Origin of the sequence: Salinivibrio sp. AR640 (assembly GCF_001995405.1) — a bacterium.
Lineage (GTDB): Bacteria > Pseudomonadota > Gammaproteobacteria > Enterobacterales > Vibrionaceae > Salinivibrio > Salinivibrio costicola.
This window is the reverse complement of sequence record NZ_MUFD01000007.1, coordinates 60,916-85,881: the sequence shown is the minus strand read 5'-3', so window position 1 is coordinate 85,881 and position 24,966 is coordinate 60,916. Positions and strand designations below refer to the sequence as shown.

General features: G+C 49.6%; 19 protein-coding genes and 6 tRNA genes. 2 read left to right on the top strand and 23 right to left on the bottom strand.

Annotation, left to right across the window (positions count from 1 at the left end; all coding sequences use genetic code 11):
- Window positions 1-23: 23 nt before the first annotated feature.
- Entirely contained in the window at window positions 24-272 is a 249-nt protein-coding gene (gene rpsP, locus BZG75_RS05950) for a 30S ribosomal protein S16 (RefSeq protein WP_021022062.1), read from the bottom strand.
- Window positions 273-478: 206 nt separating this feature from the next.
- On the bottom strand, window positions 479-1,861 hold the full coding sequence (gene ffh / locus BZG75_RS05945) for a signal recognition particle protein (RefSeq protein ID WP_077459766.1): 1,383 nt from the start codon (window positions 1,859-1,861) through the stop codon (window positions 479-481).
- 181 nt (window positions 1,862-2,042) lie between these two features.
- On the opposite strand from ffh, the gene BZG75_RS05940 reads away from it, so the two are divergent.
- Window positions 2,043-2,843 carry a cytochrome C assembly family protein gene (locus BZG75_RS05940; RefSeq protein ID WP_021022064.1) on the top strand — a complete coding sequence of 267 codons (801 nt, stop codon included), beginning with the start codon at window positions 2,043-2,045 and terminating at the stop codon, window positions 2,841-2,843.
- A gap of 68 nt (window positions 2,844-2,911) precedes the next feature.
- A complete protein-coding gene (locus tag BZG75_RS05935) occupies window positions 2,912-4,198 on the top strand; it encodes an HlyC/CorC family transporter (RefSeq protein ID WP_077459767.1) in 1,287 nt (428 codons plus the stop codon).
- Between the two features lie 31 nt (window positions 4,199-4,229).
- Here BZG75_RS05935 and BZG75_RS05930 read toward each other — a convergent pair whose 3' ends face one another.
- From BZG75_RS05930 to recA, 21 genes are all read right to left on the bottom strand, one after another.
- Window positions 4,230-6,848, bottom strand: coding sequence for a LuxQ periplasmic sensor domain-containing protein (locus BZG75_RS05930; protein WP_077576446.1), 2,619 nt, complete (start codon window positions 6,846-6,848; stop codon window positions 4,230-4,232).
- Between the two features lie 3 nt (window positions 6,849-6,851).
- A complete protein-coding gene (locus BZG75_RS05925; RefSeq protein ID WP_077459769.1) occupies window positions 6,852-7,931 on the bottom strand; it encodes a substrate-binding domain-containing protein in 1,080 nt (359 codons plus the stop codon).
- A 279-nt stretch (window positions 7,932-8,210) separates the two neighbouring features.
- Window positions 8,211-8,729, bottom strand: a complete 519-nt coding sequence (gene luxS, locus BZG75_RS05920) for an S-ribosylhomocysteine lyase (protein WP_021022068.1) — start codon at window positions 8,727-8,729, stop codon at window positions 8,211-8,213.
- Window positions 8,730-8,757: 28 nt separating this feature from the next.
- Window positions 8,758-9,375 carry a transglycosylase SLT domain-containing protein gene (locus BZG75_RS05915; protein ID WP_077576460.1) on the bottom strand — a complete coding sequence of 206 codons (618 nt, stop codon included), beginning with the start codon at window positions 9,373-9,375 and terminating at the stop codon, window positions 8,758-8,760.
- Window positions 9,376-9,389: 14 nt separating this feature from the next.
- Window positions 9,390-10,967, bottom strand: coding sequence for a glutamate--cysteine ligase (gene gshA / locus BZG75_RS05910; RefSeq protein ID WP_021022070.1), 1,578 nt, complete (start codon window positions 10,965-10,967; stop codon window positions 9,390-9,392).
- Between the two features lie 95 nt (window positions 10,968-11,062).
- Window positions 11,063-13,912, bottom strand: a complete 2,850-nt coding sequence (locus tag BZG75_RS05905; RefSeq protein ID WP_077576445.1) for a M16 family metallopeptidase — start codon at window positions 13,910-13,912, stop codon at window positions 11,063-11,065.
- Between the two features lie 10 nt (window positions 13,913-13,922).
- Entirely contained in the window at window positions 13,923-14,345 is a 423-nt protein-coding gene (locus BZG75_RS05900) for a YqaA family protein (RefSeq protein WP_021022072.1), read from the bottom strand.
- A 5-nt stretch (window positions 14,346-14,350) separates the two neighbouring features.
- Window positions 14,351-15,307 (bottom strand): NADP-dependent oxidoreductase, encoded by a 957-nt coding sequence (locus tag BZG75_RS05895; protein WP_077576444.1) that lies wholly within the window; start codon window positions 15,305-15,307, stop codon window positions 14,351-14,353.
- A 208-nt stretch (window positions 15,308-15,515) separates the two neighbouring features.
- Window positions 15,516-16,646 (bottom strand): sodium ion-translocating decarboxylase subunit beta, encoded by a 1,131-nt coding sequence (locus BZG75_RS05890; protein ID WP_021022074.1) that lies wholly within the window; start codon window positions 16,644-16,646, stop codon window positions 15,516-15,518.
- Window positions 16,647-16,655: 9 nt separating this feature from the next.
- Window positions 16,656-18,458 carry a sodium-extruding oxaloacetate decarboxylase subunit alpha gene (gene oadA, locus BZG75_RS05885; RefSeq protein ID WP_077576443.1) on the bottom strand — a complete coding sequence of 601 codons (1,803 nt, stop codon included), beginning with the start codon at window positions 18,456-18,458 and terminating at the stop codon, window positions 16,656-16,658.
- Between the two features lie 31 nt (window positions 18,459-18,489).
- Window positions 18,490-18,738 carry an oxaloacetate decarboxylase subunit gamma gene (locus BZG75_RS05880; protein ID WP_021022076.1) on the bottom strand — a complete coding sequence of 83 codons (249 nt, stop codon included), beginning with the start codon at window positions 18,736-18,738 and terminating at the stop codon, window positions 18,490-18,492.
- Between the two features lie 440 nt (window positions 18,739-19,178).
- A tRNA-Arg gene (locus BZG75_RS05875) sits at window positions 19,179-19,255 on the bottom strand.
- Between the two features lie 26 nt (window positions 19,256-19,281).
- Window positions 19,282-19,358, bottom strand: a tRNA-Arg gene (locus BZG75_RS05870).
- A 56-nt stretch (window positions 19,359-19,414) separates the two neighbouring features.
- Window positions 19,415-19,491 (bottom strand) — tRNA-Arg (locus BZG75_RS05865).
- Window positions 19,492-19,551: 60 nt separating this feature from the next.
- A tRNA-Ser gene (locus tag BZG75_RS05860) sits at window positions 19,552-19,644 on the bottom strand.
- Window positions 19,645-19,652: 8 nt separating this feature from the next.
- Window positions 19,653-19,729: transfer RNA gene (locus tag BZG75_RS05855), tRNA-Arg, on the bottom strand.
- A gap of 24 nt (window positions 19,730-19,753) precedes the next feature.
- Window positions 19,754-19,846 (bottom strand) — tRNA-Ser (locus BZG75_RS05850).
- 197 nt (window positions 19,847-20,043) lie between these two features.
- Window positions 20,044-20,241, bottom strand: coding sequence for a carbon storage regulator CsrA (gene csrA / locus BZG75_RS05845; RefSeq protein WP_021022078.1), 198 nt, complete (start codon window positions 20,239-20,241; stop codon window positions 20,044-20,046).
- 442 nt (window positions 20,242-20,683) lie between these two features.
- Window positions 20,684-23,266: an alanine--tRNA ligase gene (gene alaS, locus BZG75_RS05840; RefSeq protein WP_077576442.1), complete on the bottom strand. Its 2,583-nt coding sequence runs from the start codon at window positions 23,264-23,266 to the stop codon at window positions 20,684-20,686.
- A 128-nt stretch (window positions 23,267-23,394) separates the two neighbouring features.
- Window positions 23,395-23,862, bottom strand: a complete 468-nt coding sequence (locus BZG75_RS05835; RefSeq protein ID WP_242413580.1) for a regulatory protein RecX — start codon at window positions 23,860-23,862, stop codon at window positions 23,395-23,397.
- Window positions 23,862-24,911 (bottom strand): recombinase RecA, encoded by a 1,050-nt coding sequence (recA, locus tag BZG75_RS05830; RefSeq protein WP_021022081.1) that lies wholly within the window; start codon window positions 24,909-24,911, stop codon window positions 23,862-23,864. The genes BZG75_RS05835 and recA overlap by 1 nt, the downstream gene beginning before the upstream one ends.
- Between the last annotated feature and the right edge of the window lie 55 nt (window positions 24,912-24,966).

Sequence of the window (24,966 nt, the reverse complement as noted above, 5' to 3'; positions counted from 1 at the left end):
CTTTTAACCCTGACACTGATCAATTACGCCGCTTGCGCTGCGTCTTTGACTAGCTTAGCAACACGGTCAGAAACCGTTGCGCCTTCGCTAACCCAGTGGTTTACGCGATCCAGGTCAAGGCGTAGTTTCTCTTCCTGGCCTTGAGCAACAGGGTTGAAGAAACCAATTTTTTCGATGAAGCGACCGTCGCGCGCCTGGCGGCTGTCAGCTACAACGATTTGATAAAATGGGCGTTTTTTCGCGCCATGACGTGCCAAACGAATGGTTACCATATCGTCCTCATTTGCATTACTTAATAAAATTGGCCCCGTTTCGCGTAAGCAATGCGGGGCCTCGTGCCAAAATAAAGCTCGGGAATTTTACTCTTTATTGCTGTGAATGCAACTGGTTTAGTCAAATTTCCACCAGCTGTCCCCAGCCTCACAGCGAGTTATCAAGCCTGCTAGCACTGGGCTGACAAGCAAAATATCGAATCGGATTAACCCATGAATCCGCCAGGGCCGCCGGGGCCACCACCGGGTGGCATCATGCCCTTCATTTGGCGCATCATATTGCGCATGCCACCTTTTTGCATTTTCTTCATCATCTTCTGCATTTGGGTGAACTGCTTAAGCAAGCGGTTGACGTCTTGCACCTGGGTGCCTGAACCGGCGGCAATCCGCTTTTTGCGTGACCCTTTGATGATTTCTGGACGCTGGCGCTCACGCGGTGTCATCGAGTTAATGATCGCTTCCATCTGCAAGAACATTTTATCATCAACGTTATCTTTCACGTTATCAGGCACATTGGACATGCCAGGCAGCTTATCCATCATGCCCATCATGCCACCCATGCCCTTCATCTGCTCAAGCTGATCACGAAAATCGGCCAAGTCGAAGCCTTTCTTCTGCTTGAACTTCTTGGCCATTTTCTCGGCTTTGTCTTGATCGACATTACGCTCGAGATCTTCGATAAGCGACAGCATGTCGCCCATCCCCAAGATACGGGATGCCACCCGGTCAGGATGGAAAGGCTCAAGTGCGTCTGTTTTTTCACCCACACCCAAGAACTTAATCGGTTTACCGGTGATATGACGCACCGACAGTGCGGCACCACCTCGGGCGTCACCATCAACCTTGGTCAGAACCACACCCGTCAATGCCAATGCATCGTTAAAGGCTTTGGCGGTGTTCGCCGCATCTTGGCCTGTCATGGCGTCTACTACGAACAGGGTTTCAACGGGGTTGATCGCGCGGTGAACGTCTTTGATTTCGCCCATCATGGCGTCATCGACATGCAAACGACCCGCCGTATCGACGATCACTACGTCATAAAATTTTAGCTTGCCGTGCTCAACCGCGGATTGAGCAATATCGACTGGATTTTGGTCAGTGCTGGACGGGAAAAAATCAACCCCCACTTCGCTAGCCAAGGTCTCCAACTGTTTGATCGCCGCCGGGCGATACACATCGGCAGACACCACTAACACTTTTTTCTTTTCTTGCTCGGTAAGCATCTTACCCAGCTTACCCACACTGGTGGTTTTACCCGCCCCTTGCAAGCCCGCCATCAAAATCACTGCGGGCGGCTGCGCCGCAAGATCCAATTTTTCATTGGCGTCGCCCATCACCGCTTCAAGCTCAGCTTGAACAATCTTGATAAACTCTTGCCCTGGGGTCAGGCTTTTAGAGACTTCAATGCCAACGGCGCGTTCTTTGACGCGTTTAACAAAATCACGAACCACAGGGAGCGCGACATCGGCTTCCAGTAGCGCCATACGCACTTCGCGCAGGGTTTCTTTGATATTGTCTTCCGTTAATCGCCCACGGCCGCTCACATTTTTGAGCGTCCGGGATAAACGTTCTGATAAGTTTTCAAACATGCGTTACTCGCCCACTCGTCCTATTGGCCCATGATTTTTCATCTGGGTGCAATCGCTGTCGCGAAATTACTGAGATTATACCGCAATCCCCCCATCACTTGCATGTATCGATAGCGACAGAGATTGAGGCAAGGTATACTCACACCTTCATTCTTATTGATTAACTGACTGATCGGTGACGATGGAAATTCTGACAGCCTTGTTGGCATCACTGCTTTATCTGGCCGCCATTTTGCAGATCATCCCCGGCTTGTCCAGCAACAATCAAATTAGTGCGAAGCCGGTCTTTTTCACCGCACTGGCTGCGCTGGCGTTACATGCTTATCTGCTCAAAGATCTGATTTTATCAGGAAGCGGGCAGAATCTTAGCATGCTTAACGTCGCCTCTTTGGTGAGTTTTATCATTGCGATGATGACGACCGGGCTAATTTTCCGATTGCGGCTATGGTTCTTGCTGCCGGTGGTTTATGCCTTTGCAGGACTAAACCTTGCGAGCGCGACCCTGCTGCCCGGTGCCTTTATTACGCATCTTGAATCACACCCAGAGGTGCTATTACACATTTCTCTGGCTCTGTTTTCATACTCAACATTGATGATTGCTACCCTGTACGCATTGCAATTGGCTTGGCTGGATTATCAGCTCAAACACAAAAAGCGCCAGGTGATTAATCATAATGTTCCTCCTTTAATGATGGTGGAGCGTCAGCTTTTCAACATCATTTTAGTCGGACAAGTATTATTAACACTCACTCTAATCTCTGGTTTTGTCTTTGTCGATGACATGTTCGCGCAAGGAAAAGCGCACAAAGCCTTCCTCTCGATGGCCGCTTGGGGAGTCTATGGTGTACTCCTTTGGGGACATTATCAGTCCGGCTGGCGTGGACGTCGGGTGGTCTGGTTTAGTATCGTGGGCGCGTTTCTCCTTACTCTGGCCTACTTTGGTAGCCGGTTTGTTCGTGAGATATTGATTGCAGGCTATTGATTACGCGCATTTAGCGTAAACCCTCGAGCACACGCTCTGATTTTAAAACAAACGTAAGGAACAGTTCGTTGGACGACATATCGACGGGAATATTAATTTCCCTTTTGGTATTGCTTATCGTCATTTCCGGTTATTTTTCCGGGTCTGAGACAGGCATGATGGCACTTAATCGGTACCGGTTGCGCCACCTCTCTAAATCAGGCCACAGTGGCGCTAAGCGGGTCGAAAAACTGCTTGCTCGGCCAGACCGATTGATTGGGCTTATTCTGATCGGTAATAACCTGGTAAATATTCTTGCCTCTTCAATCGCGACCGTCCTAGGGTTACGTTTGTATGGCGACGCAGGGATTGCGATCGCAACCGGTGTGTTAACGATGGTGATCCTGGTGTTTGCCGAAGTCACGCCCAAAACGCTGGCTGCTCTTTATCCAGAGCGCGTATCGTTTATTAGCAGCCATTTGCTCACCATCCTAATGAAGGTGTTTTATCCGCTTGTTAGCCTGGTGAACTTTATCACCAATGGTTTTTTGCGCTTGTTAGGAATAGGCGCTAAAGCCGACGGCAAGGATAATCTAAGCACCGAAGAGCTGCGGACCATTGTCAACGAAGCCGGTAGCTTGATCCCTCGTCGTCACCAGCATATGTTGCTATCAATCCTAGAGCTTGAGGAGGTGACCGTGGATGACATCATGGTGCCACGCAATGAGATCACTGGGATTAATATCAATGATGACTGGAAGTCCATCATGCGCCAATTCACGCATGCCCCGCATGGAAGAATGGTGTTATATCGCGATACCATCGACGAGGTGGTTGGGATGCTGCGCGTCCGCAAAGCCTATCGCCTGATGGTTGAGAAAAACGAATTTAATAAAGAGACGCTGCTTCGCGCCGCCGATGAAGTCTATTTTATTCCGGAAGGCACGCCACTGAACGTACAAATGCTTAAATTTCAGCGTAATAAGCAACGTATCGGCTTAGTGGTAGACGAATACGGCGACATGATTGGCCTGGTGACGTTAGAAGACATTCTCGAAGAGATCGTGGGTGAGTTTACCACCTCTTTATCACCGAGCTTGGCCGAAGAGATTACGTCATTGACCGATGGTGGCTATTTGATTGAAGGTAGCGCCAATATTCGCGATTTGAATAAGAGTCTTAACTGGACCTTACCCACTGACGGCCCCCGTACCCTCAATGGTTTAATTCTCGAGCACTTGGAGGATATCCCTAAAAGCCGCTTGAGCATTGAAATTGATGGTCACCATATTGAAATTGTCGATGTTGCCGACAATATGATCAAGCAAGTCAAAGTCCTCCCTACAGACCAACCCGACGCCAATATTAGTGTTTAGACCATGCAGCGCACAACGTTAACTCTCACACTCATGAGTCAGCGTGTGCGCCATGTTTTAAGTGGCGGAGTTTTAAGTGGCGGAGCGCCTCGATAAAGCTGGCTTCTTTAATCGGTTTGACGATGATGTAATCCGCGCCTGCTTGGTAAAAAGCGTCATGCACGCTGCCATACGCATCGGCCGTGCAAGCGTAGATGGGGACACTTAACCCGAGCGTTTGCCGTATGGCCTGCGTTGCTTCCACGCCACCAAGATTGGGCATATGGTTATCCATCAACACCAAGTCATACTGCACTTGCTGAAGGCGCGCTAATGCTTGTTCTCCATCTTTCACCCACTCCACCTCAATATGATATTTATGGCAAAATGCTTGGGCGACCATAGCATTAATCTTATTATCCTCAACCAATAAGACGCGCTTGATGCCGAGCGACACAGGATCGAAAGGCACGTTTTCTGGCGCCTTGGCCGGTTTATTGTCCACCAAGGTGAGCGGCACCTCGACCACAAAGCGGCTGCCTTTATCTGGCTCACTGGTCACATCAATGTCACCTTCCAGTAAGTCTAATAGACTTTTAACAATCGACAGGCCCAGGCCGCTACCACCATAAGTCCGCGTCACACTGGAATCCGCTTGTACAAAGGGATCGAACAAAGACTCAAGCGCCTGCTGGTTCATTCCTATCCCGGTATCACTCACTACGAGACGCAATGTAGATTGACGCAATGTAGATTGATCTGACGAATTTTCATTCTCGTCTGTTTTTTCTACTTCACGTTGCGCTAGGGTGACCGTCAGCCCAACCTGCCCTGCATGAGTAAATTTTATCGCATTACTCATTAGGTTGAATAAGATTTGTGTGAGGCGGGACTGATCCGAGCGCACCATGGTATCAGCCGCAATCGGTGCATCGATATTCAATAAGATAGACTTGCTTTCACAAAGCGGTGTGTAAATATTCTCCACCGTGCGAATGATATCTTGGAGATAAAACTCCCCATACTCGATGGTCATTTTACCTTGTTCAATCTTAGACAAATCGAGGATATCATTGAGTACTGTGAGTAAGTGCTCACCACTTTGGTATAAACTACCAAGTAGGTCTTTTTGTGCCTTATCCTCGGCTCTATCATTTAATATTTGCGTGATCCCCAAAATGCCGTTAAGCGGCGTGCGTATTTCATGGCTCATCTTGGCTAAGAACTCTGATTTAGCGCGCGCGGAGGCTTCCGCTGCTTCTTTGGCTCGCTGGCTTTGTTGCTCGGCTTCGATAAGAGATGTAATTTCTTGACCTTGGCCGATCACCGCTTTGACTTGGTTATCAACCATTAAAGGTGCAAGATTCCATCGGTAAACGCGACGGTCAATCTCAATATTGACCCCTTTGAGGATGGTCCCATTAACCGCGCGCTTTAGATGAGGAGAGATGGCATACATAAACTGATCATACAACCAGCTTGAGGCATGGATTTGTTCGTCATAGTTCAGCTTTAACTTGGCTGCTGGATTGATACGGGTGATAGCAAAGTCCGTGTCCCAAACAATAATCGGTGATAGCGCGTAATCAAATAAATCTTGTAGGGAGCGCTCTTTCTCGTGCAGCGCATGAAAAGTCGACTCTAGAGTTTTGCCGATGTGATTAAACTCTTCAATATCGGATCCGGCAAACGGCAAGGTACGTTGACGTGATCGCGCCCCTTGACTATATCGCATTAGCCTATCGAGCGAATCCGCAACCCGGGTTTTCACAAAACGATTGACCCAAAAAGCAGCGATAATAATAATTAGGGTAGTGAGTAATAAGTTGATGCCCATTTGCCGCTGTAATGTGACAACATTGTCATTACGTTGCGCCGATAACAATGAAATTTTGGTCGGCTCACCGCCGATGCGAAGCTTGGATTGGCTCACTAAATAGTGCCGAAACGCTTGACTGCTCTCCTCGCTCGGCAACGTTAACGCCTTGCCTATGTCATCGTTACCACTAAGAGTAGATGCTAAGGTTGCATTGTCTGCCGATAGCCATACCGCCTGAGTGTCACTGGCACGCTGCAAACTTTTCACAAACGAAAAGTTGCCATTCAGCATCACGACCACATACAAATATCCGCCGAGTTTACCGTTTGATTGAAAAACGATCGGCGTTTTCCGCATCAGTAAATAACCTTGCTCTGTATCCGTGGTGACAGTGGTTAAGGCCCAACGATTAATACTTCGTAATTGCAAACGCAGCTGATCCAACCCCTCATTATCAATACCGTGAAACAAGCTACTGCCATCATGCCATAACACACGGTCGTCTTTAGCGATAAAACGAAAGTCAGGGGTATTTGCAACATCTTGTTGCTCTTGTTCGATAAAATAGTCATCAAGTGCGTCACTGTCTTCACTGGCGACCAGTGACTGAAGTGTCATACTTGCAGCATTGGTATTTTGGTGAATTTGCAGTGCCGTTAAGCGACTATCAAAGACGTTTTGCAATAGACGAGAAGTTTGTGCCAAAGTACGGCTAATCTCTTGATTAATCCCCGCTAAGGTCAACTGGTAACTTTGTATGTAAACGCCCGCGGTCACACATAAGAAGAAGACCACAATCAAGCGAGTCAGTAATTGCGAGAGTGATAATTTAGGTGAACCAAGGGTGGGCATGATCTAATCCGAGTATCTAAATGCATGTTGCTTAAGTTTTTCTATTCGATCCGGATCATCATATTGAGTGACGACGTTAAACCGACCTGAATATACAACAGGCACAGCTTTTTGTTGTAGGTCGCGTTTGATGGCTTCAGCCATCGCCACCCCGGTATCATCGTTCATACGCATCACGGTTGCGTCTAATTGTCCTGACATGACAGCATCCAGTTCAGCGGACCCACCTCCCCAGCCGTTCACGCCAACTTCCTCTCTTCCCAACTCTTCAAGCGCTTTGATTGCTCCAAACGCCACATCCGTCGCACAAGCATAAATAAAGTCGAGTTGCGGATTATTGTTTAACATGGCTTTGGCTGCCTGATAACCAGAATGTTGGTCACCTTTGGTGTAATAAGCCGAGACCAATTGACTATCACCATGGCGACTCATGGTTTCAATAAAAGTGTCCCCACGTGCATCACTCACATAACCTTGAGAAAAAAACAACACCGAGTAATTTGCCCCTTTCGGATAACGCGTTTGATAATAATCAGCCAGTAGCTGACTGCCGCGCTGATGGTCAAAGCCCACGTAGAGAAAAGGCTGATTACCTTGCCACGCTTTTACCGGTGTGGTGATATTTTGCAATATGAGCTTGGTTTTTTTCTGTGATAGCACATGATTAATAAACTTACGGTGACGAACACTGTTTAAGGTAAACACAAGATAGTCGGCACCGTCACGCAGCGCCGCATACAAAGACGCACTTTGTTCTCGTATGTCGTTGTTCGGTCGTGTTGTGACTTCTTTTAACTGATAAGGAATATTAAGCGCTTGTAAGCGACGTTCGAACGCTCGCACATTACGCTGCCAATAATCAGAGATTTGTTGACCCGGCACGACCACTGAAATTTTTATCGGTGCCAACGCACGTTGCATTGGCGCCGGATCGGCTTGCACTTGTTTATCGAGTGTTGCCGTCAGCGCTTTTTGCTCAGGATACCGTGCAAGAAACTCGTCATATGACCAATAGCCATTTAACGACGCTTGCGCACTCGGCACCGTCACCAACAACATGATACCTAGCAGGTAATGATACATACTGATGGGGCGAATATGATGTCTTGTGCGTAAACTCACTTTGGGTTTCACAGCCTTTTTTGATGGTCGATTTCAGTTGTCAGCTTAGCGAAACCCAGGCGAATACGCAGCGACAAAATGCAGAAGCGTGCTTGAACAGGCAAAAAAGCTGCAACGACGCCTACACTTCTCTTGGGTTTATCTAGCTATTGAGACAAAAATAATGAAAAGAACACTCAAATCGGGAGGGGGCGGTAACACAGAAGGCAGTGTTACCGCAGAGGGATGACTGGCCGCGTTTTAATCGACGCGCAACGTTTGCAACATCGATTCGGGCAGCGATAGATCATCATTTTTGTTGACGGTCACACCTGCATCTATGATTGCACGAGCAATATCTTTGGCTTCATTCAACGAATGCATCTCATAAGTACCACATTGATATTCGTTAAGCTCCGGAATTTTATCTTGCGAAGGAACAATAAGGACATCTTCCATCGCAAGCTCCCATGCTTTAGCAACCTCCGACTCTTGGGGCTCGCCAATCAAGCTCATATAAAAACCGGTGCGGCAGCCCATCGGCGAGATATCGATGATCTCCACCTTGTCACTATTCAGATGATTGCGCATAAAGCCAGCGAAAAGGTGCTCCAGGGTATGGATCCCTTTTTCGGTTAAGTGCTGTTCATTGGGACGACAAAAACGCAAATCAAACACAGTGATGGTGTCACCGCTGGGCGTTTGCATGGTTTTTGCGACCCTTACCGCCGGTGCATTCATGCGGGTATGGTCAACCGTGAAGCTATCTAGTAGTGGCATCTTTCCTCCTTCATTCATCACTGCGGCCTTAAAATGGCCACCAGCTCAGATTGTCTTCTAGTCGTTGCCGGCACCCTTTTAGCTGCCAACCGTAGTCCTTTGCTTGTTGTTCGACTTTACGCGCCACCCGTTTGAGCCCAGGTTTTCGCTCAAATGAGCCACGTTGAAATCCGCCTCTTCCTTCATGGTAAGCTAAATATTGCCGGTAAACATCCCATTGCGACACCCCAAGCTGACGATGCGTTTCTGATGTGTACCAGCCTATAAACTGTAACGCATCGGCAAAGTCGGTGCGAGAGCCGCCATTGTCTGTGGCTTTTTGATAGTCTGACCACGCGGGATCTTGTGCTTGCGCATAACCATATGCGCTGCTCACTCGCCCCCAGGGTAAAATGCCTAATACATAGTCACGTGGAGGCAAAGCATCGTGAACGAACGCGCTTTCTTGCTTCACAAATGCCATCGCGACCTGAATAGGCGTCCCCCAGCTGTCTTCCATCTCGACGGCCGCCTCAAACCAGTCAGGATTTTGCTCGAAAATCGCACAGACATTGCTGGGGTTATCCGGTGGCGGCGTCGCACACCCGGGTAACAATATCATGGCGGTGATTATCCCTAATCGGTTGAGAATACGCGTCCTGCTCATCGCCATTATTCCAGTTACCAGCTTTCGGCCATCGGCACATCTTTGAAATAAGCGTTTAGAAACTGCTCAAAGCTTTGTGTGTCACTGGCTTCTACCGCTTTTTGACGTGCCATACTGTCTTCGGCTTCTCGGAGAAAGTCGACATCACTGTGAACCTGATACGGCACATCAGCCAATGCCTTCTTGTGCTCACTCGCCAAGCTTAGGCCAACACCACCAATTCCGCCTTGCGCAATCACGTCTGCCAGCACACGCCCTGATAAGGTTAGTTCGGGGTTATCAAAACACGCAATCATTTTGTCGCATACGCGCTCATAGCGGCTATCACCAACGGTCTGGTCCATCACTTTGGCTAATTGTTTCAGCTCTGCCATCACCTGACGTCCCCACTCGGCCTGAGTTAAGGTACCGCCATTGCACCCTGTGGTTAAGGTTAAGCCGGGTTTTCGCCCTTCAAGTACAATTTTATTCCAGTTATCCCGCCAGCAATTCAGTTCCGGATCGGACATGGGGTCGGAGGGCGATAACGCACACCAAGACACAAATAAATCGAGAAAATGCACTTGATCTTCTTCAATGCCAATAGGGCTGTAAGGATTCACATCTAGTGAGCGGACTTCTATGTACTCTACTCCGCCGCGGCTTAGTGCTTCGGTCGGCTTTTCGCCGCTTTCCGCATTACGCTTTGGTCGAATCGGAGCATAAAGCTCATTCTCAATTTGCAGCATATTGGTATTGAGTTGTCGATAGGTTTCACCGTCACGAATCCCCAACTGTGCAAATTGCTGCGAAGGGGTACGAATAGCGCGACGTAATCCTTCTAAATATTGCTCTAATGTATTAAAGCCTATTTTCAAGTCGGCTTGGGCGTTGTTGGTATAGCCTAAATCACTCAAACGCAGGGACGTTGCATACGGCAAGTAACAGGTTCCCGATGGCATATGCTCAAACGCCAGCGGACTGTCAGTATGTTTGATAAAGGATCCACACAAAGCCGGTGATGCACCAAACAGGTAAGGGATCATCCAACCATGGCGGTAGTAATTACGGATCAAATCAAAATAGCCTTGTGTCACCGCAGCTTGGCTAACGGTCTCTGAGTGATACAGGTGCTGCCAAAACGCCTCAGGGAGTGAGATATTAAAATGCACGCCCGAGATCACTTGCATCACACTGCCATAACGGTGCTTGAGTCCCTGCCGATAAAGCGTTTTCATCCGACCAATATTCGAGCTGCCATATTGCGCCAAAGTAATATCGTCTTCCGATGCGACCACACAAGGCATTGACATCGGCCAGAGCTGTTCATCATCCATCTGTTGATAGGTAAAACGATGAATATCCTGCAACTCGTCTAACATCCCTTTCACCGAGGTGTTGACTGGGGTAATAAATTCCAATAACGACTCGGCGAAATCGGTGGTAATCCAACGATGCGTCAATGCGGCGCCAAGTGCGTCTGGGTGCGCAGTTTGCGCTAAGTGACCATTCGGTGTAATACGAAGTGCTTCACGCTCGAGCCCTCGGGCTATCCCCTTTAATGCGTCTGGGTTTTGCGCTAAACGCGCTAACCGCTGGGTGAAATCAGTCAAAATGTATCTCTTATTTGTATGCTGCGTGGCGGTCAATATAAACAAGCTATTGCTCAAAAGCCATCACGCAGCGGGGTAAGTTTATCCAACCGGTATTAACGGTAATCTAACGCCAGCCTATTGACTGGCAAGCCAAGTTGACGCAGATCCCCTTCCAAACGCTCTGCATCGCCAACCACGATGATTTGGTAGTCGTTAGGATCGAACCAGCGCGATGCTTGGGCATTTAGTTGTTGGCGTGTCAGTGAATACAGCATGGCTTTTTGGGCTTTACGATAGTCGTCATCCAAATTAAACGCCTCAATGTGCGCAATCAAGCCCGCTTTTTCCCACGGTGTTTCATAATTGAGTGCATCCTGCTGGCCGCTCGATTGACGTAAATAGGCAAGCTCTTGCTCAGTAAATCCATTTTCGTGCGCGTGGGCCATTTCTTTCCAAAGCTCTTTAATGGCCTCGGCACTGGCATCCGCACGCACATCGGCACCGACTTCAATGGTCCCAGTTTGACGACCACCATACACAGCACTGTGGGCGCCGTAGGTGTAACCTTTATCTTGGCGTAAGTTTTGGTTGATGCGGGCATTAAAGTTTCCGCCGAGATTAAAGTTAGCTAAGCGGGTTTTAAACATGGGGCCGGTTGCGTCGTAAGGCATGCCATGACGTATCATACGAATACTGGTTTGTGGCGCTTGTGGTTTATCCACTAACCAAATTTGTGGACTTTTTTCGTCTCGAGGCACGGGCCTTGCTACTTGAGCATGCCCCTCAGGAGTCGGTTGCCAAGGTTGAATCCGGTTAGCGAGATTGATCGCATGCTCACGGGACAAATCACCCACCACGACAAGCTGACTTTCTTTCAACACATAATGCTGTTGATAAAAGCGTTTAACGTCGGCAAGGGTGAGTGCGGCAACGTCTTCTGCCACACCACCTTGCGGGGCACGGAAGGTTGCATCTTGATAAAGCAATTGGCTGATAGCCTGATCTGCCAACCAGCCCGCATCGTCGGCGCGTGACGCCATTCCCTCTAATGCTTGTTTTTTGAGCCGCTCAAAATCTTGCTCCGCAAACGTCGGTGCACTGATCACCTTATTCACTAATTGAAGCGTCTCTCCCAGATGCTTTTTCAAGGATGTCACGGTCAATGTCGTATGATAAGCCTCTGGATTAACACTCATCTGACTGCCAAGCTTATCTAGCGCTTGGGTTAATTCCGCGGCCGACATTCCCGCGCCGCCTTCTGTGATCATACTAGCCGTGAGCTCGGCGATACCACGCTTATCATTCGGCTCCATCAACACACCTGCCGGCAAGCGAAGTTGCAAGGTCACCGTGGGGGTCTCGCGACTGACGGTGCCTGCCAGGTGAATACCATTGTCGAGCTCCGCGCGATAAATAGTAGGAACATGGACAGTCACGCTTCCATTCGGGGGCGGGATCAGGCTGCGGTCAAAGCGTTCAGGCGTGTTGCGTAACGCCAGTGTATCCGCATTATTTTGGCTAGCGACGTGGCGATAATCAGGGCGCTGATAGACAAAGTTTGCCGGATGAGCGACCAAATCTTGACGCCCTTCAGGCACCACACTGAGGTTAACCGCAGGTTGATTGCTTACCCACTGTTGATAACTGTCCATCACCTTTTGAGGCGTTACAGCATCCAAACGGGCTAGGCGTTGTGTCAGTATGCTTGCGTCGCCATGTAACGTATAGTCACTGGCCAGTTGTTCTACTTTGCCATCGACGCTTTGTAGGGCAAAAATGTTATCCGCTTCTACCATGGCTTTGATTTGGCTAATGTCGTCTTGGTCAACGCCTTGCGCCGCAAATGTCGCCATGCTCTGGCGCAGTAGCGTGCGCACCTCAGCTAACGACTGATCTTGACTGCCGACACCATAGATCTCGAAGGTGCATGCAAGCTCACCGCACTGATGCGATGCGCCTGCACTAAGCAGTTTTCCCGTTTGCACCAATGATTGGTAAAGGACACTATCTCGCCCTTGTCCCAACACATTGGCCAGGACACTCAGACGCGTACTGGTGTCTGTCTCAGGCGTACTGGTGGGGAAGCTCATGATCAAAACAGGCTGCGACACTTTATCTTCTAAAGTGACAAATCGATCGGCTTCCAGTGTGACAGGCTGAGGGTCTGCCGCGGGGATAGTTGGCCCTTGCGTGATGTCACCAAAGTACTTTTTCACCCACGCTAAGGTTTGTTGTACATCAATATCCCCACCAATGGTCAAGGTGGCATTGTTGGGACCGTACCAACGTAAGAAGAATTGCTTGAGGTCATCGACATCAACGCGGTCTAAATCTTCCACGTAACCAATCACCGGCCATGAATAAGGATGACCTTCGGGGTATAGCGCTTGATTAATGGTTTCGTTAACGCGGCCATAGGGAACATTGTCTATCCGAAAGGCTCGCTCGTTTTTCACCGTATCACGCTGCACTTCAAACTTACGCTGCGACACGGCATCCAACAGAAAACCCATGCGATCGGATTCTAACCAAAGTACACGTTCTAATTCATTAGCCGGCACCGTTTGATAATACTGGGTAGTATCGCGGTTGGTCGAGCCATTGTTATAGCCACCGACTTCTTTGATACGCTTACCATGATCGTCAACGTGCTCTGAGCCTTCAAACATCATATGTTCGAAAAAGTGCGCAAAGCCGGATTTGCCAGGCTCCTCACGCGCAGAGCCAACATGATAGCGCATGTCGACACTGACTAAGGGATCGGAGTGGTCTTGGTGCAGCAAAACAGTCAGCCCGTTATCGAGCGTAAACTGTTGATAAGGCACTTGGGCACTGCCCGGTGGTGGCGAGACTGTTTTTATCCAGGTCACCCCCTTTGGCGTTGCAGGAGGCGATGTTTCCAGTCGCTGACACCCTGTCAGAACGGATAAAACGAGAACAGCGACGAACAATAAGCGTTGCATATGATGATTCCTACCCAGTGACCCAATTAAATGACCAAACAATAACCATGTAACGCGATGCTTTGGCAATAAAGATAACCGCCCAACACCATGATTGACGCAAACGTAGCCAACCGGCGACCACGCACAAAGGGTCGCCAATGATGGGGACCCAACTCAATAATAAAGCCGCATAACCATAACGTTGTAGTCCCAAGTGCGCACGACGATGCCAGCGTTGGTGCGGCTGATAATCCGGAATCCAACGGCCGATGGCGTAGTTGGTCATGCCTCCAAGGGTGTTTCCGACGGTCGCAATAGCTACAATTACGCCATCAGCAAACTGTTGCTGAGTTAATAAGTAAACCAAATTCGCTTCTGAGCCACCTGGCAACAAAGTGGCACTCAAAAAGCTGGTGACAAACAGTGTCGCCAGCGCCGACCAGTCGTCCATGGTTGTTACGACGACGGCATTTCTAATACTCGCTTACCGCGTGTATGACCAGACTCGAGCGCTTTATGGGCTTGCGCCCCTTGTTCTAGAGGGTAGACAGCGGCAATATCAATATGAAGCTCGCCTTGATCAAGCATGTCAAGCAAGCGCTGAGTTTGCCAGGTGTTGGGCTCAACCAGCATCCCCGTGGCTTTTAATCCTCGCTCGGCCGCAGCAGCGGTGATCATATCACGTGTATTGGTCGGCACAGTGACCACACGTCCACCGGTTTTTAGGCTCGCAAGTGCTTCAATGCCCGTATCGCCACCGACCAAATCAATCAGTACATCAAACTCGCCCTGCGCTGTCGCCCAATGTGCCTGGTGATAGTCTATCGGTTTCGCATCCAGCTGGCGCAAAAATTCATGGTTGCCCGGCGATGCTGTCGCATACACCTGAGCCCCCGTTCTTACTGCTAATTGTACCGCAAGGTGGCCCACTCCCCCGGCCCCCGCCAAAATCAGTATTTTTTCGTCACGGGTGAGTTTGACATGCTCGAGCGCTTGCCACGCCGTGAGCCCGGCAAGTGGTACCGCGGCAGCATCCACCATTGGGACACTGGGTGGTACCGTGGAAAGCAGTCCGGCGTCGGCAGCCACATACTGGCTATATCCCCCTCCCTCGGTCGGGAAACCAATCATTCCTGCCACGCGATCACCCACATCAAACTTACTTTCGTTGGTGCCGTTTGCCACCACCACACCGGCCACATCGTAACCGGGTACCCAAGGCAGCTTATCTTGGTTATGTTCCGCCGCCCAACCCAGTCCGGCACGGGTTTTAGCATCGATTGGGTTCACGCCCGCGGCTTTTACCTGAATTAACACCTGCTCTTCCGACGGTGAGGGGATAGCACGGTTTACTGGGGAGAGAACCTCTGGCGCACCGAATTCGGTAATCGCAAGAGACAAGTTATTCGACATATTGACTCCTTTCGCATGCCATTATGCTTTCATGGCGCAGGTAATAAATTTGATAGCGCAGATAATAAAAAAGCACAGGGTCATCGCAACGCGTAAACCCCTAGTCTTAACAAAAACAGCGACAGACTCAATGCCTGCCGCTGTTTTCTTTTCACTGTTCACGTGTTTTGTTTTTGCTACGGTTTGTCTCTACATTCACATCGCACGGCTATCCGACTAACGCCAGCAATATCCCCGCTGCGACAGCCGAGCCAAGCACGCCAGCCACATTCGGTCCCATCGCATGCATCAGCAGGAAGTTATGTGGATTGGCATCCAGTCCAACCTTATTCACCACGCGCGCAGCCATTGGCACGGCAGAGACGCCGGCCGCGCCAATCAGTGGGTTGATAGGATCGCGGCTAAACCGGTTAAGCAGCTTCGCCATTAAGACGCCCGTTCCGGTGCCGATGCTGAACGCGACCGCTCCGAGCACCAAGATCCCCAAGGTTTCAAACTGAAGAAACTTATCCGCTTCTAGCTTGGAACCAACGGCAAGCCCCAAGAAAATGGTCACAATGTTGATCAACTCATTCTGCGCAGTACTCGATAACCGATCGACGACGCCACACTCACGCATCAGATTGCCCAGACAAAACATACCAACCAAGGGCGTTGCGGAGGGTAAGAATAAGATCGTCATCATCAAGACCGCTAAAGGAAACAGCACTTTCTCCGTTTTCGAGACATGACGCAGCTGTTTCATTTCAATTTGGCGTTCTTGTGGCGAGGTGAACAACTTCATGATCGGCGGTTGAATAATTGGCACCAACGCCATGTAACTATAGGCCGCGACTGCAATCGCGCCAAGAAGATCCGGCGATAGTCGGCTAGCCAAGAAGATGGCCGTCGGCCCATCCGCACCACCAATAATCGCAATTGATGCTGCATCTTGAAGGCTAAATTCCATGCCTGGGACCAAGTTGAGCAAGATAGCACCGAACAAGGTAGCAAAAATGCCAAATTGCGCCGCCGCCCCTAAAAGCAAGGTACGCGGGTTAGCAATCAAGGCACCAAAGTCGGTCATCGCCCCCACTCCCATAAAGATCAATAACGGGAAAACCCCCGTATCAATCCCGACATGGTAGACGTAATACAACAAACCGCCCGGCTCGTTAAAACCCGCGTTGGGAATATTCGCCAAGATTGCCCCAAACCCGATGGGCAACAGAAGCAAAGGCTCAAACCCACGTCGGATCGCAAGAAAGAGCAGCAGACAACCGACGGCCATCATCACCAGCTGTGGCCACTGGAAATTCGCCAGTCCAGTTTCCGACCACAGGATCATTAATCCTTCCATGCTGCCCTCTTATCCTAAATGTAAAAGCGGCATGCCGACAGTCACGGCGTCGCCTTCTTTTACTTGTACATCTTGGACAGTGCCAGCATGCGCAGCCCTGACTTCGGTTTCCATTTTCATCGCTTCTAGGATGATCAGAACGTCACCTTCTTGTATATGCTCACCGGCGGTCACCATGACTTTAAAGATATTACCCGCTAACGGTGCGGTGACTGGCTCTGCGTGGGTAGATGCCGGCTGTGACACCGGGGCACGCGGTGCTGTAGGCGCATTGTCGACATCGTTAGCAGTTTGGATCGCGCCTAGTGCGCCATCGGGACCGACATCCACTTGATACACCTGGCCATTAACGCGCACGCTGTAAGTTTCAACCTCAACTTGGCTCGCTGGGCTCGCCGCGGGCGTTGCTGGCGGCGTGGAGTCTCCGGTGGGTACCGGTTCAAACGCATCAGGATTGCCACGATTTTGGAGGAATTTCCAACCCACTTGTGGGAACAAGGCGTAAGTGAGGACATCGTCAATCGTCTCTTCCGCCAAACTCACACCTTCTGTCGACGCTTTATCGGTTAATGCCTGCGTCAAGTTTTCCATTTCGGGGGCTAATTTATCCGCCGGACGGCAGGTAATCGCTTGTTCACCGTCAAGCACGCGCGCTTGTAATTTTGCATTGACCGGTGCGGGGGCTTTTCCGTATTCGCCTTTTAACAGCGCAGCAGTCTCTTTAGTAATGCTCTTATAACGCTCGCCGGTCAATACATTAATGACCGATTGCGATCCGACAATTTGTGAGGTCGGCGTAACTAAGGGGATATATCCTAAGTCTTCACGCACCCGCGGGATTTCGTCTAAGACCTCATCCATTTTGTCAGCCGCGCCTTGTTCTTTAAGCTGGCTTTCCATGTTGGTCAACATACCGCCGGGCACTTGCGCGATCAAAATACGTGAGTCGACGCCTTTTAACTGCCCTTCAAATTGGGCGTATTTTTTCCGCACGGTACGGAAGTAAGCCGCAATCGATTCAAGTTTATTCAGGTCAAGATGAGTTTCACGCTCGGTGCCTTCAAGCATCGCAACAACGGTTTCAGTCGGGGTATGCCCATAAGTTTGGCTCATTGATGAAATGGCCGTATCCAGGACATCTAACCCCGCTTCTACCGCTTTAACCGCCGTTGCTGTTGATAGCCCTGTGGTCGCATGACAATGCAGCGACAGGGGGATATCACAGGTCGATTTTATGCGGCTCACGAGCTCATACGCTTCATAAGGTTTAAGCAAACCGGACATATCTTTGATGCACAGAGAGTGACAGCCAAGATCTTCCAACTGCTTGGCTAAATCGGTCCAGGTATCCATGGTATGCACAGGGCTAGTGGTGTAAGAAATCGTTCCCTGAGCGTGGGCACCTACGTCCACTGCCGCACCCACAGCGGCTTGAAAGTTACGCACATCATTCATGGCATCAAAGATGCGGAATACATCCATACCGTTGGTATGAGCGCGTTCAACGAACTTGTATACTACATCATCGGCGTAGTGGCGGTAACCCAAAAGATTCTGCCCACGTAAAAGCATTTGCATCGGGGTATTTGGCATGGCTTTTTTAAGCTCTCGCAACCGTACCCAAGGATCTTCACCCAAATAGCGAATACAGGCATCAAAGGTCGCGCCACCCCATGTTTCTAATGACCAGAACCCAATCTGATCGAGCTCGGCGGCAATCGGCAACATATCGTCCAAACGCAGACGTGTGGCAAACAACGACTGATGGGCATCACGCAATACCACATCGGTAATAGCTAACGGCGTAGACATAACAAACTCCTTTTTATATGTGCCTTACCACTCAACGATGGCGTTGGCGGTACTGCTGGACAGCGACAGTGATCGCGGCAACGACATCGGGCGATACGTTTTCCGATGCAGGTTGTGCGTTAGGCTTAGCGGGTGCCTTAGCAGCAGCTGGCGGGGTCGGGTCACCAAAACGTTCTAGTTGGTGGACTAAAAAAATCAACGTAGAAAGAAACACAAACACTACAACCATACCGGTCAACATCAGCGTCAGTGCTTGTTCTAAAAGCGGGCCTAAATCCATGGTTATCTTCCTTGTTACTCACTCTTACTGACAATGATGCGCGGATGGCCCGTTATTATTCATTTATCTTGGTGGCCATTTCATCATCGGCGTTCAAAATACTAACAATTCGCATAAATGACAATCTCGTGTTGTGTTTTTGTTACCTGACAACACGGGTCATGATGCGCTCATTGCACGCGAACAACCGCCACTCGAAAAGACGTATTTATCTCGTCCAAGTCCGTTAATCGCGCGATAAAACGTCCTGGTACATAGAGGGTTTTGACGGTTTGGCTATTAATAGAGGCGCACTATGCCATTTTTGGAAAAAGCGTTTTTCCAGAATGACAACACGCTGTCCAACAGCGATAGCGAAAATAATAAACAGAAAAGTCGATTTGGGTGACAATGAAAAGATAGCGAAATGGAAATAAGGAGAAGGAAGAGGTAATGCAAAATGGCGCGTCCGGGAGGATTCGAACCTCCGACCGCCTGGTTCGTAGCCAGGTACTCTATCCAGCTGAGCTACGGACGCGCTGACGGATTTGCATAGATTGAAGATGGCGCGCTCGGGAGGATTCGAACCTCCGACCGCCTGGTTCGTAGCCAGGTACTCTATCCAGCTGAGCTACGAGCGCGTGTCGTCAATCTTATGTTCATCCTGAACGGTGTTGCGGGTCTTCCATGGAGGTGATGGCGCGTCCGGGAGGATTCGAACCTCCGACCGCCTGGTTCGTAGCCAGGTACTCTATCCAGCTGAGCTACGGACGCACATCTTTTACTGCAATTATCACAAGTACTGCAATTATCACAAGGCAGGCTTGTCGATAATGGCGGTGAGGGAGGGATTCGAACCCTCGATACGGCTACAAACCGTATACTCCCTTAGCAGGGGAGCGCCTTCAGCCACTCGGCCACCTCACCGCAAGTAGTGGCGCGTCCGGGAGGATTCGAACCTCCGACCGCCTGGTTCGTAGCCAGGTACTCTATCCAGCTGAGCTACGGACGCGCATCTATCTTGCTTGCAACAACATGGCGGTGAGGGAGGGATTCGAACCCTCGATACGGCTACAAACCGTATACTCCCTTAGCAGGGGAGCGCCTTCAGCCACTCGGCCACCTCACCGTCGCTGCGGGTGCACATATTACTTTGAGCCAGATATATGTCAAACACTTTTCGGGGAAAAGTCGCCTTGTTACTAACAAATGGACAATTATCACCCACCAGGTGTTTTTATTGTTGGTTTTATCGCCGTTTCATTTTGATTTTATGGGAAAACCAACCATAAAAAAGGCCGACCCTGGTCGACCTCTTTTGCTTTGTTAGTAGTCGTTTTGACTACCGGCTGGCGCGCCTTTTTCGGCTTGAATACGCATGTAGATCTCTTCGCGGTGTACAGAGACATCTTTCGGTGCATTCACACCAATACGTACTTGGTTACCTTTTACACCCAACACAGTGACGGTGACTTCATCACCAATCATCAAGGTTTCGCCAACACGGCGAGTCAAAATCAGCATGCTTCTACTCCTTGAGTATCAATCTTTTATTTATTCAATTAGTTTCTGAGCCAGATAACCCGCCAGCGTATCGGCTCGCTATCTGCAATCGTTGGATTATTTCCCTGCTCGTGATGCCAATGCGGGAGGTTTTGTTACCCGCACTTCACACTATGGCCGAATTATCACACCATATCCAGAAAAGGGCAGAGAAATTTACTGTTTTATCATCATACCGTTAGCCATAAAGGCGCGTGATCTGAGACAACAGAGTAAGAGAAATCAGTGTTGCACTGGTCAGCAAAGCGATAAAATGTAAGCGATATCACCGCTCAGCACCGACACATCGCCTAAGGCGTTGCACTATACAGAATCAAAAAAAAAGTGCAATTATTAATCTAGATCACAAAAAAAGGCCGCGCATGGCGACCTTCTTGACTTTTCTTAAATGCTTTTTAGCGAATTATAACCGTTCGGCAAGCCAAGCATCGACAGCGGCTAACGCGCTGGGTAATGCGCTTACATCGCTACCACCCGCTTGCGCCATATCAGGGCGACCACCGCCTTTACCACCGACTTGTTGCGCGACAACATTGACCAGCTCACCCGCTTTCACTGTACCGGTGAGATCTTTGGTCACACCCGCAATCAAGCCTACTTTATCGTTGGCGACATTGCCGAGAAGCACAATCCCGCTCCCCATTTGGTTTTTGAGATCATCAACCATACTACGCAGTGCCTTGTTATCTGCCCCATCGAGTTGGCTGATCAGTATCTTAATGCCATTGATTTCGCGCACTTGATTAATCAATCCAGCGCTTTCTTGTGCTGCGAGCTTTTGCTTCAGTTGTTGGATTTGCTTCTCCAACCCTTTAGCTTTGCCATGCACTTCATCCAATTTGGCCTCGTAGTCGGCTTGGGTTTGGTACACATTATCTATCGCCGCTTGACCTGTAATGGCCTCGATACGACGAACTCCAGCTGCAATACCTGCCTCTGAAACGATTTTGAACATACCAATGTCGCCGGTACGATTGGCATGCGTGCCACCGCAAAGCTCGATGGAGAAGTCGCCCATACTCAATACGCGCACTTCGTCGTCGTATTTCTCACCAAACAATGCCATCGCGCCTTTTTGTTTCGCAGCGTCGATATCCATGACTTCCGTTTGTACTGCATTGTTCGCGCGAATTTGCTCATTAACGATACGCTCTACCGCTTTTAGCTCATCGGCAGTCACAGGCTCTAAGTGAGAAAAATCAAAGCGCAAACCATCAGCGCGCACCAAGGACCCTTTTTGCGCAATGTGATCGCCGAGCACGTCACGGAGCGCTGCATGTAACAGGTGCGTGGCTGAGTGGTTCATGGCCACCGCATGACGACGCTTGGTATCGACTTGCGCGGTTGCCTGCGCGCCAACACTTAACTGTCCGTCGGATAAAGCACCATAATGAGCAATCGCCTGCCCGATCTTCTGGGTATCCGTTACCGTGAAACGCCCTTGCTCGGTATCAATGATGCCTGTATCGCCACACTGACCACCGGCTTCGGCATAGAAAGGGGTGTGGTCGAGGATAACCACCGCGTGATCGCCCGATGCCAGATGGTCGACCGATTCACCCTCCACGAAAATCTCAGTGATCTGACCTTTCGCCTCTGTGCCTGTGTAACCGCAGAAATCAGAGCCGTGGTCGACTTTAATCGTTTGGTTGTAATCGGTGCCAAATTGACCGGCTTCGCGCGCGCGTTGACGCTGAGCGTCCATCGCCGCTTCAAAACCGGCTTCATCAATGCGGTAGCCGCGCTCACGCGCGACATCGTTGGTTAAGTCCGCTGGAAAGCCGTAGGTATCGTAAAGCTTGAAGACGGTCTCGCCATCCAACTCATCGCCATCCACTTTATCTAACGCTTCTTCTAGCATTAACATGCCGCGTTCAAGAGTACGACTAAAGTTGTCTTCTTCAATTTTTAGGACTTTTTCAACCATGGTTTGCTGCGCACGCAGATCTTCGCCGGCCGTGCCCATGATGGTGGCCAACGGCCCCACCAACTTGTAGAAGAAGGTGTCTTTGCTGCCTAACTTATTACCATGACGCACCGCACGACGAATAATTCGACGTAACACGTAGCCGCGCCCTTCGTTAGAAGGCATCACACCATCGACAATCAAATACGCACAAGATCGGATATGATCAGCGACCACACGCAAAGACTGATTGGTCAGGTCTTCAACTCCGATGATGTCAGCCACTTGCTTAATTAATTGCTGGAAAACATCAATTTCATAGTTGGAGTGCACGCCTTGCTTAATCGCGGCGATACGCTCAATCCCCATTCCCGTATCAACTGACGGTTTAGGGAGGTTCTCCATGGTGCCATCAGCTTGTCGATTGAACTGCATGAAAACGATGTTCCAGATCTCAATGAAGCGATCACCGTCTTCTTCAGGCGTACCTGGAGGTCCTCCCCAGATATGCTCACCGTGGTCGTAGAAAATTTCACTGCAAGGCCCACAAGGTCCGGTATCCCCCATTTGCCAGAAGTTGTCTGACTCATACGGCTTTCCGCCTTCTTTATCGCCGATACGCACAATGCGATCCGCCGGTACACCGATGGTGTTATGCCAAAGATCAAACGCTTCGTCATCAGTGTGGTAAATGGTCACCAACAGTTTTTCTTTTGGCAAACCGATCGTCTCGGTCAAAAACGCCCACGCATAAGCAATCGCGTCTTTTTTGAAGTAGTCACCAAAACTAAAGTTACCGAGCATTTCAAAAAAGGTGTGATGACGAGCGGTAAAGCCTACATTTTCAAGGTCGTTATGTTTACCGCCGGCGCGCACACAACGTTGTGCTGAGGTCGCACGTGTGTAGTCTCGCTTCTCGGCCCCTAAGAAGGTGTCCTTAAATTGGTTCATGCCTGCATTAGTGAACAACAGTGTTGGGTCGTCGGCAGGGACGAGCGATGAGCTAGGCACAATCTGGTGCCCTTTGCTTTCAAAGAACTTGAGAAACGCTGTACGGATCTCATCAGTGCTCATATACATTGGCTAATCCTGATAATCGAATATTGCGTTAGCAACCGGTTATGGTAATGACGCGATGGGAGCATCGTATTGTTTACGCCATTGTAAACAACCGATCGCGTGGGGAAAAGAGACAGAGTAGGATTGGTTTAGAAATGCGGGTCGATATCGTCGTCATTCAGCGCGTATTGGATTTGATCAAAGTTAAAACCGCGCGATTGTAAAAAACGCATGCGTTTCGCTTTCACCTTGTGCTCAACAGGAGGAAGACGGCCATCTAGGTCAGCATACTTACGTATCGCTGTTTCTTTGGCGAGTAGGTACCAATCCACTTCAGCGTCTTGCTCTGCGCGGGCTAATAGCTCAATATCAATGCCTTTACGTTTCGCATCTTGGCAGATACGCAACCAGCCATGGTGTTTGTTAATCCCCTGACGCAACAAGCTGGTAGCAAAGCGCGCGTCATCTAACCAGCCTCGTTCTAAGCAGTCATTAATACTGAGGGTAATTGCGTCGTCATCAAATCCGCGTTGAGACAATTTTTGTGTTAGCTCGTGGACAGAGTGATCGCGGCGAGCCAACAGGCCCACCGCTATTTCTTGGCACGATGCCGCCATTACAGCTTCTCGTCCTCAGTATCTGCCTCAACGTTGGCGTCTACAGCTTCGTTGTTCAGGCCTGGCTGCAGCAACATCTCACGCAAGGTAGTGTCAATTTCTTCAGCAATATGGGGGTTTTCTTTCAGGTATTTACATGCATTGGCTTTACCTTGGCCAATTTTATCGCCTTTGTAGCTGTACCAAGCTCCGGCTTTTTCTACCAGTTTATGTTTCACACCCAGATCCACCAGCTCGCCCTGCAAGTTAATACCCTGACCATAAAGGATTTGGAACTCTGCTTGTTTAAACGGTGCGGCGACTTTGTTTTTTACCACTTTGACGCGGGTTTCGTTACCCACCACTTCATCGCCTTCTTTAATCGCACCAATGCGGCGAATATCTAAACGGACCGATGCATAGAACTTCAATGCATTACCGCCTGTGGTCGTTTCTGGGTTACCAAACATCACACCAATCTTCATCCGAATTTGGTTGATAAAGACCATCATGGTATTGCTGTTTTTGATGTTGGCGGTCAGCTTACGCATTGCTTGTGACAGCATACGCGCTTGCAGACCCATGTGGGAGTCGCCCATTTCGCCTTCAATCTCAGCTTTTGGCGTCAAGGCTGCGACCGAATCGATAACAATCATATCAACGGCCCCGGAACGCGTCAGCGCATCAGCAATTTCCAAAGCTTGTTCGCCAGTATCGGGCTGAGACACCAACAGGTTATCAATATCGACACCCAGCTTGCGCGCATAGATTGGGTCGAGTGCGTGTTCCGCGTCAATAAACGCACAAGTCTTGCCCTTTTTTTGTGCTTCAGCGATGGCTTCTAGGGTCAATGTCGTTTTACCTGATGATTCAGGTCCATAGATCTCGATGATACGACCAAATGGTAGGCCACCTGCACCTAGCGCAATATCCAGAGACAAAGAGCCTGTCGATACGGTTTCGATGTCCATGGTACGGTCATCACCCAGACGCATGATTGAGCCTTTGCCAAATTGCTTTTCGATTTGCCCGAGTGCGGCTGCGAGCGCCTTTTCTTTGTTATCGTCCATTTCGGTCTCCAGGAAATAAAACGCTATCTCTATGAGATAAAAGCTATCATTAATG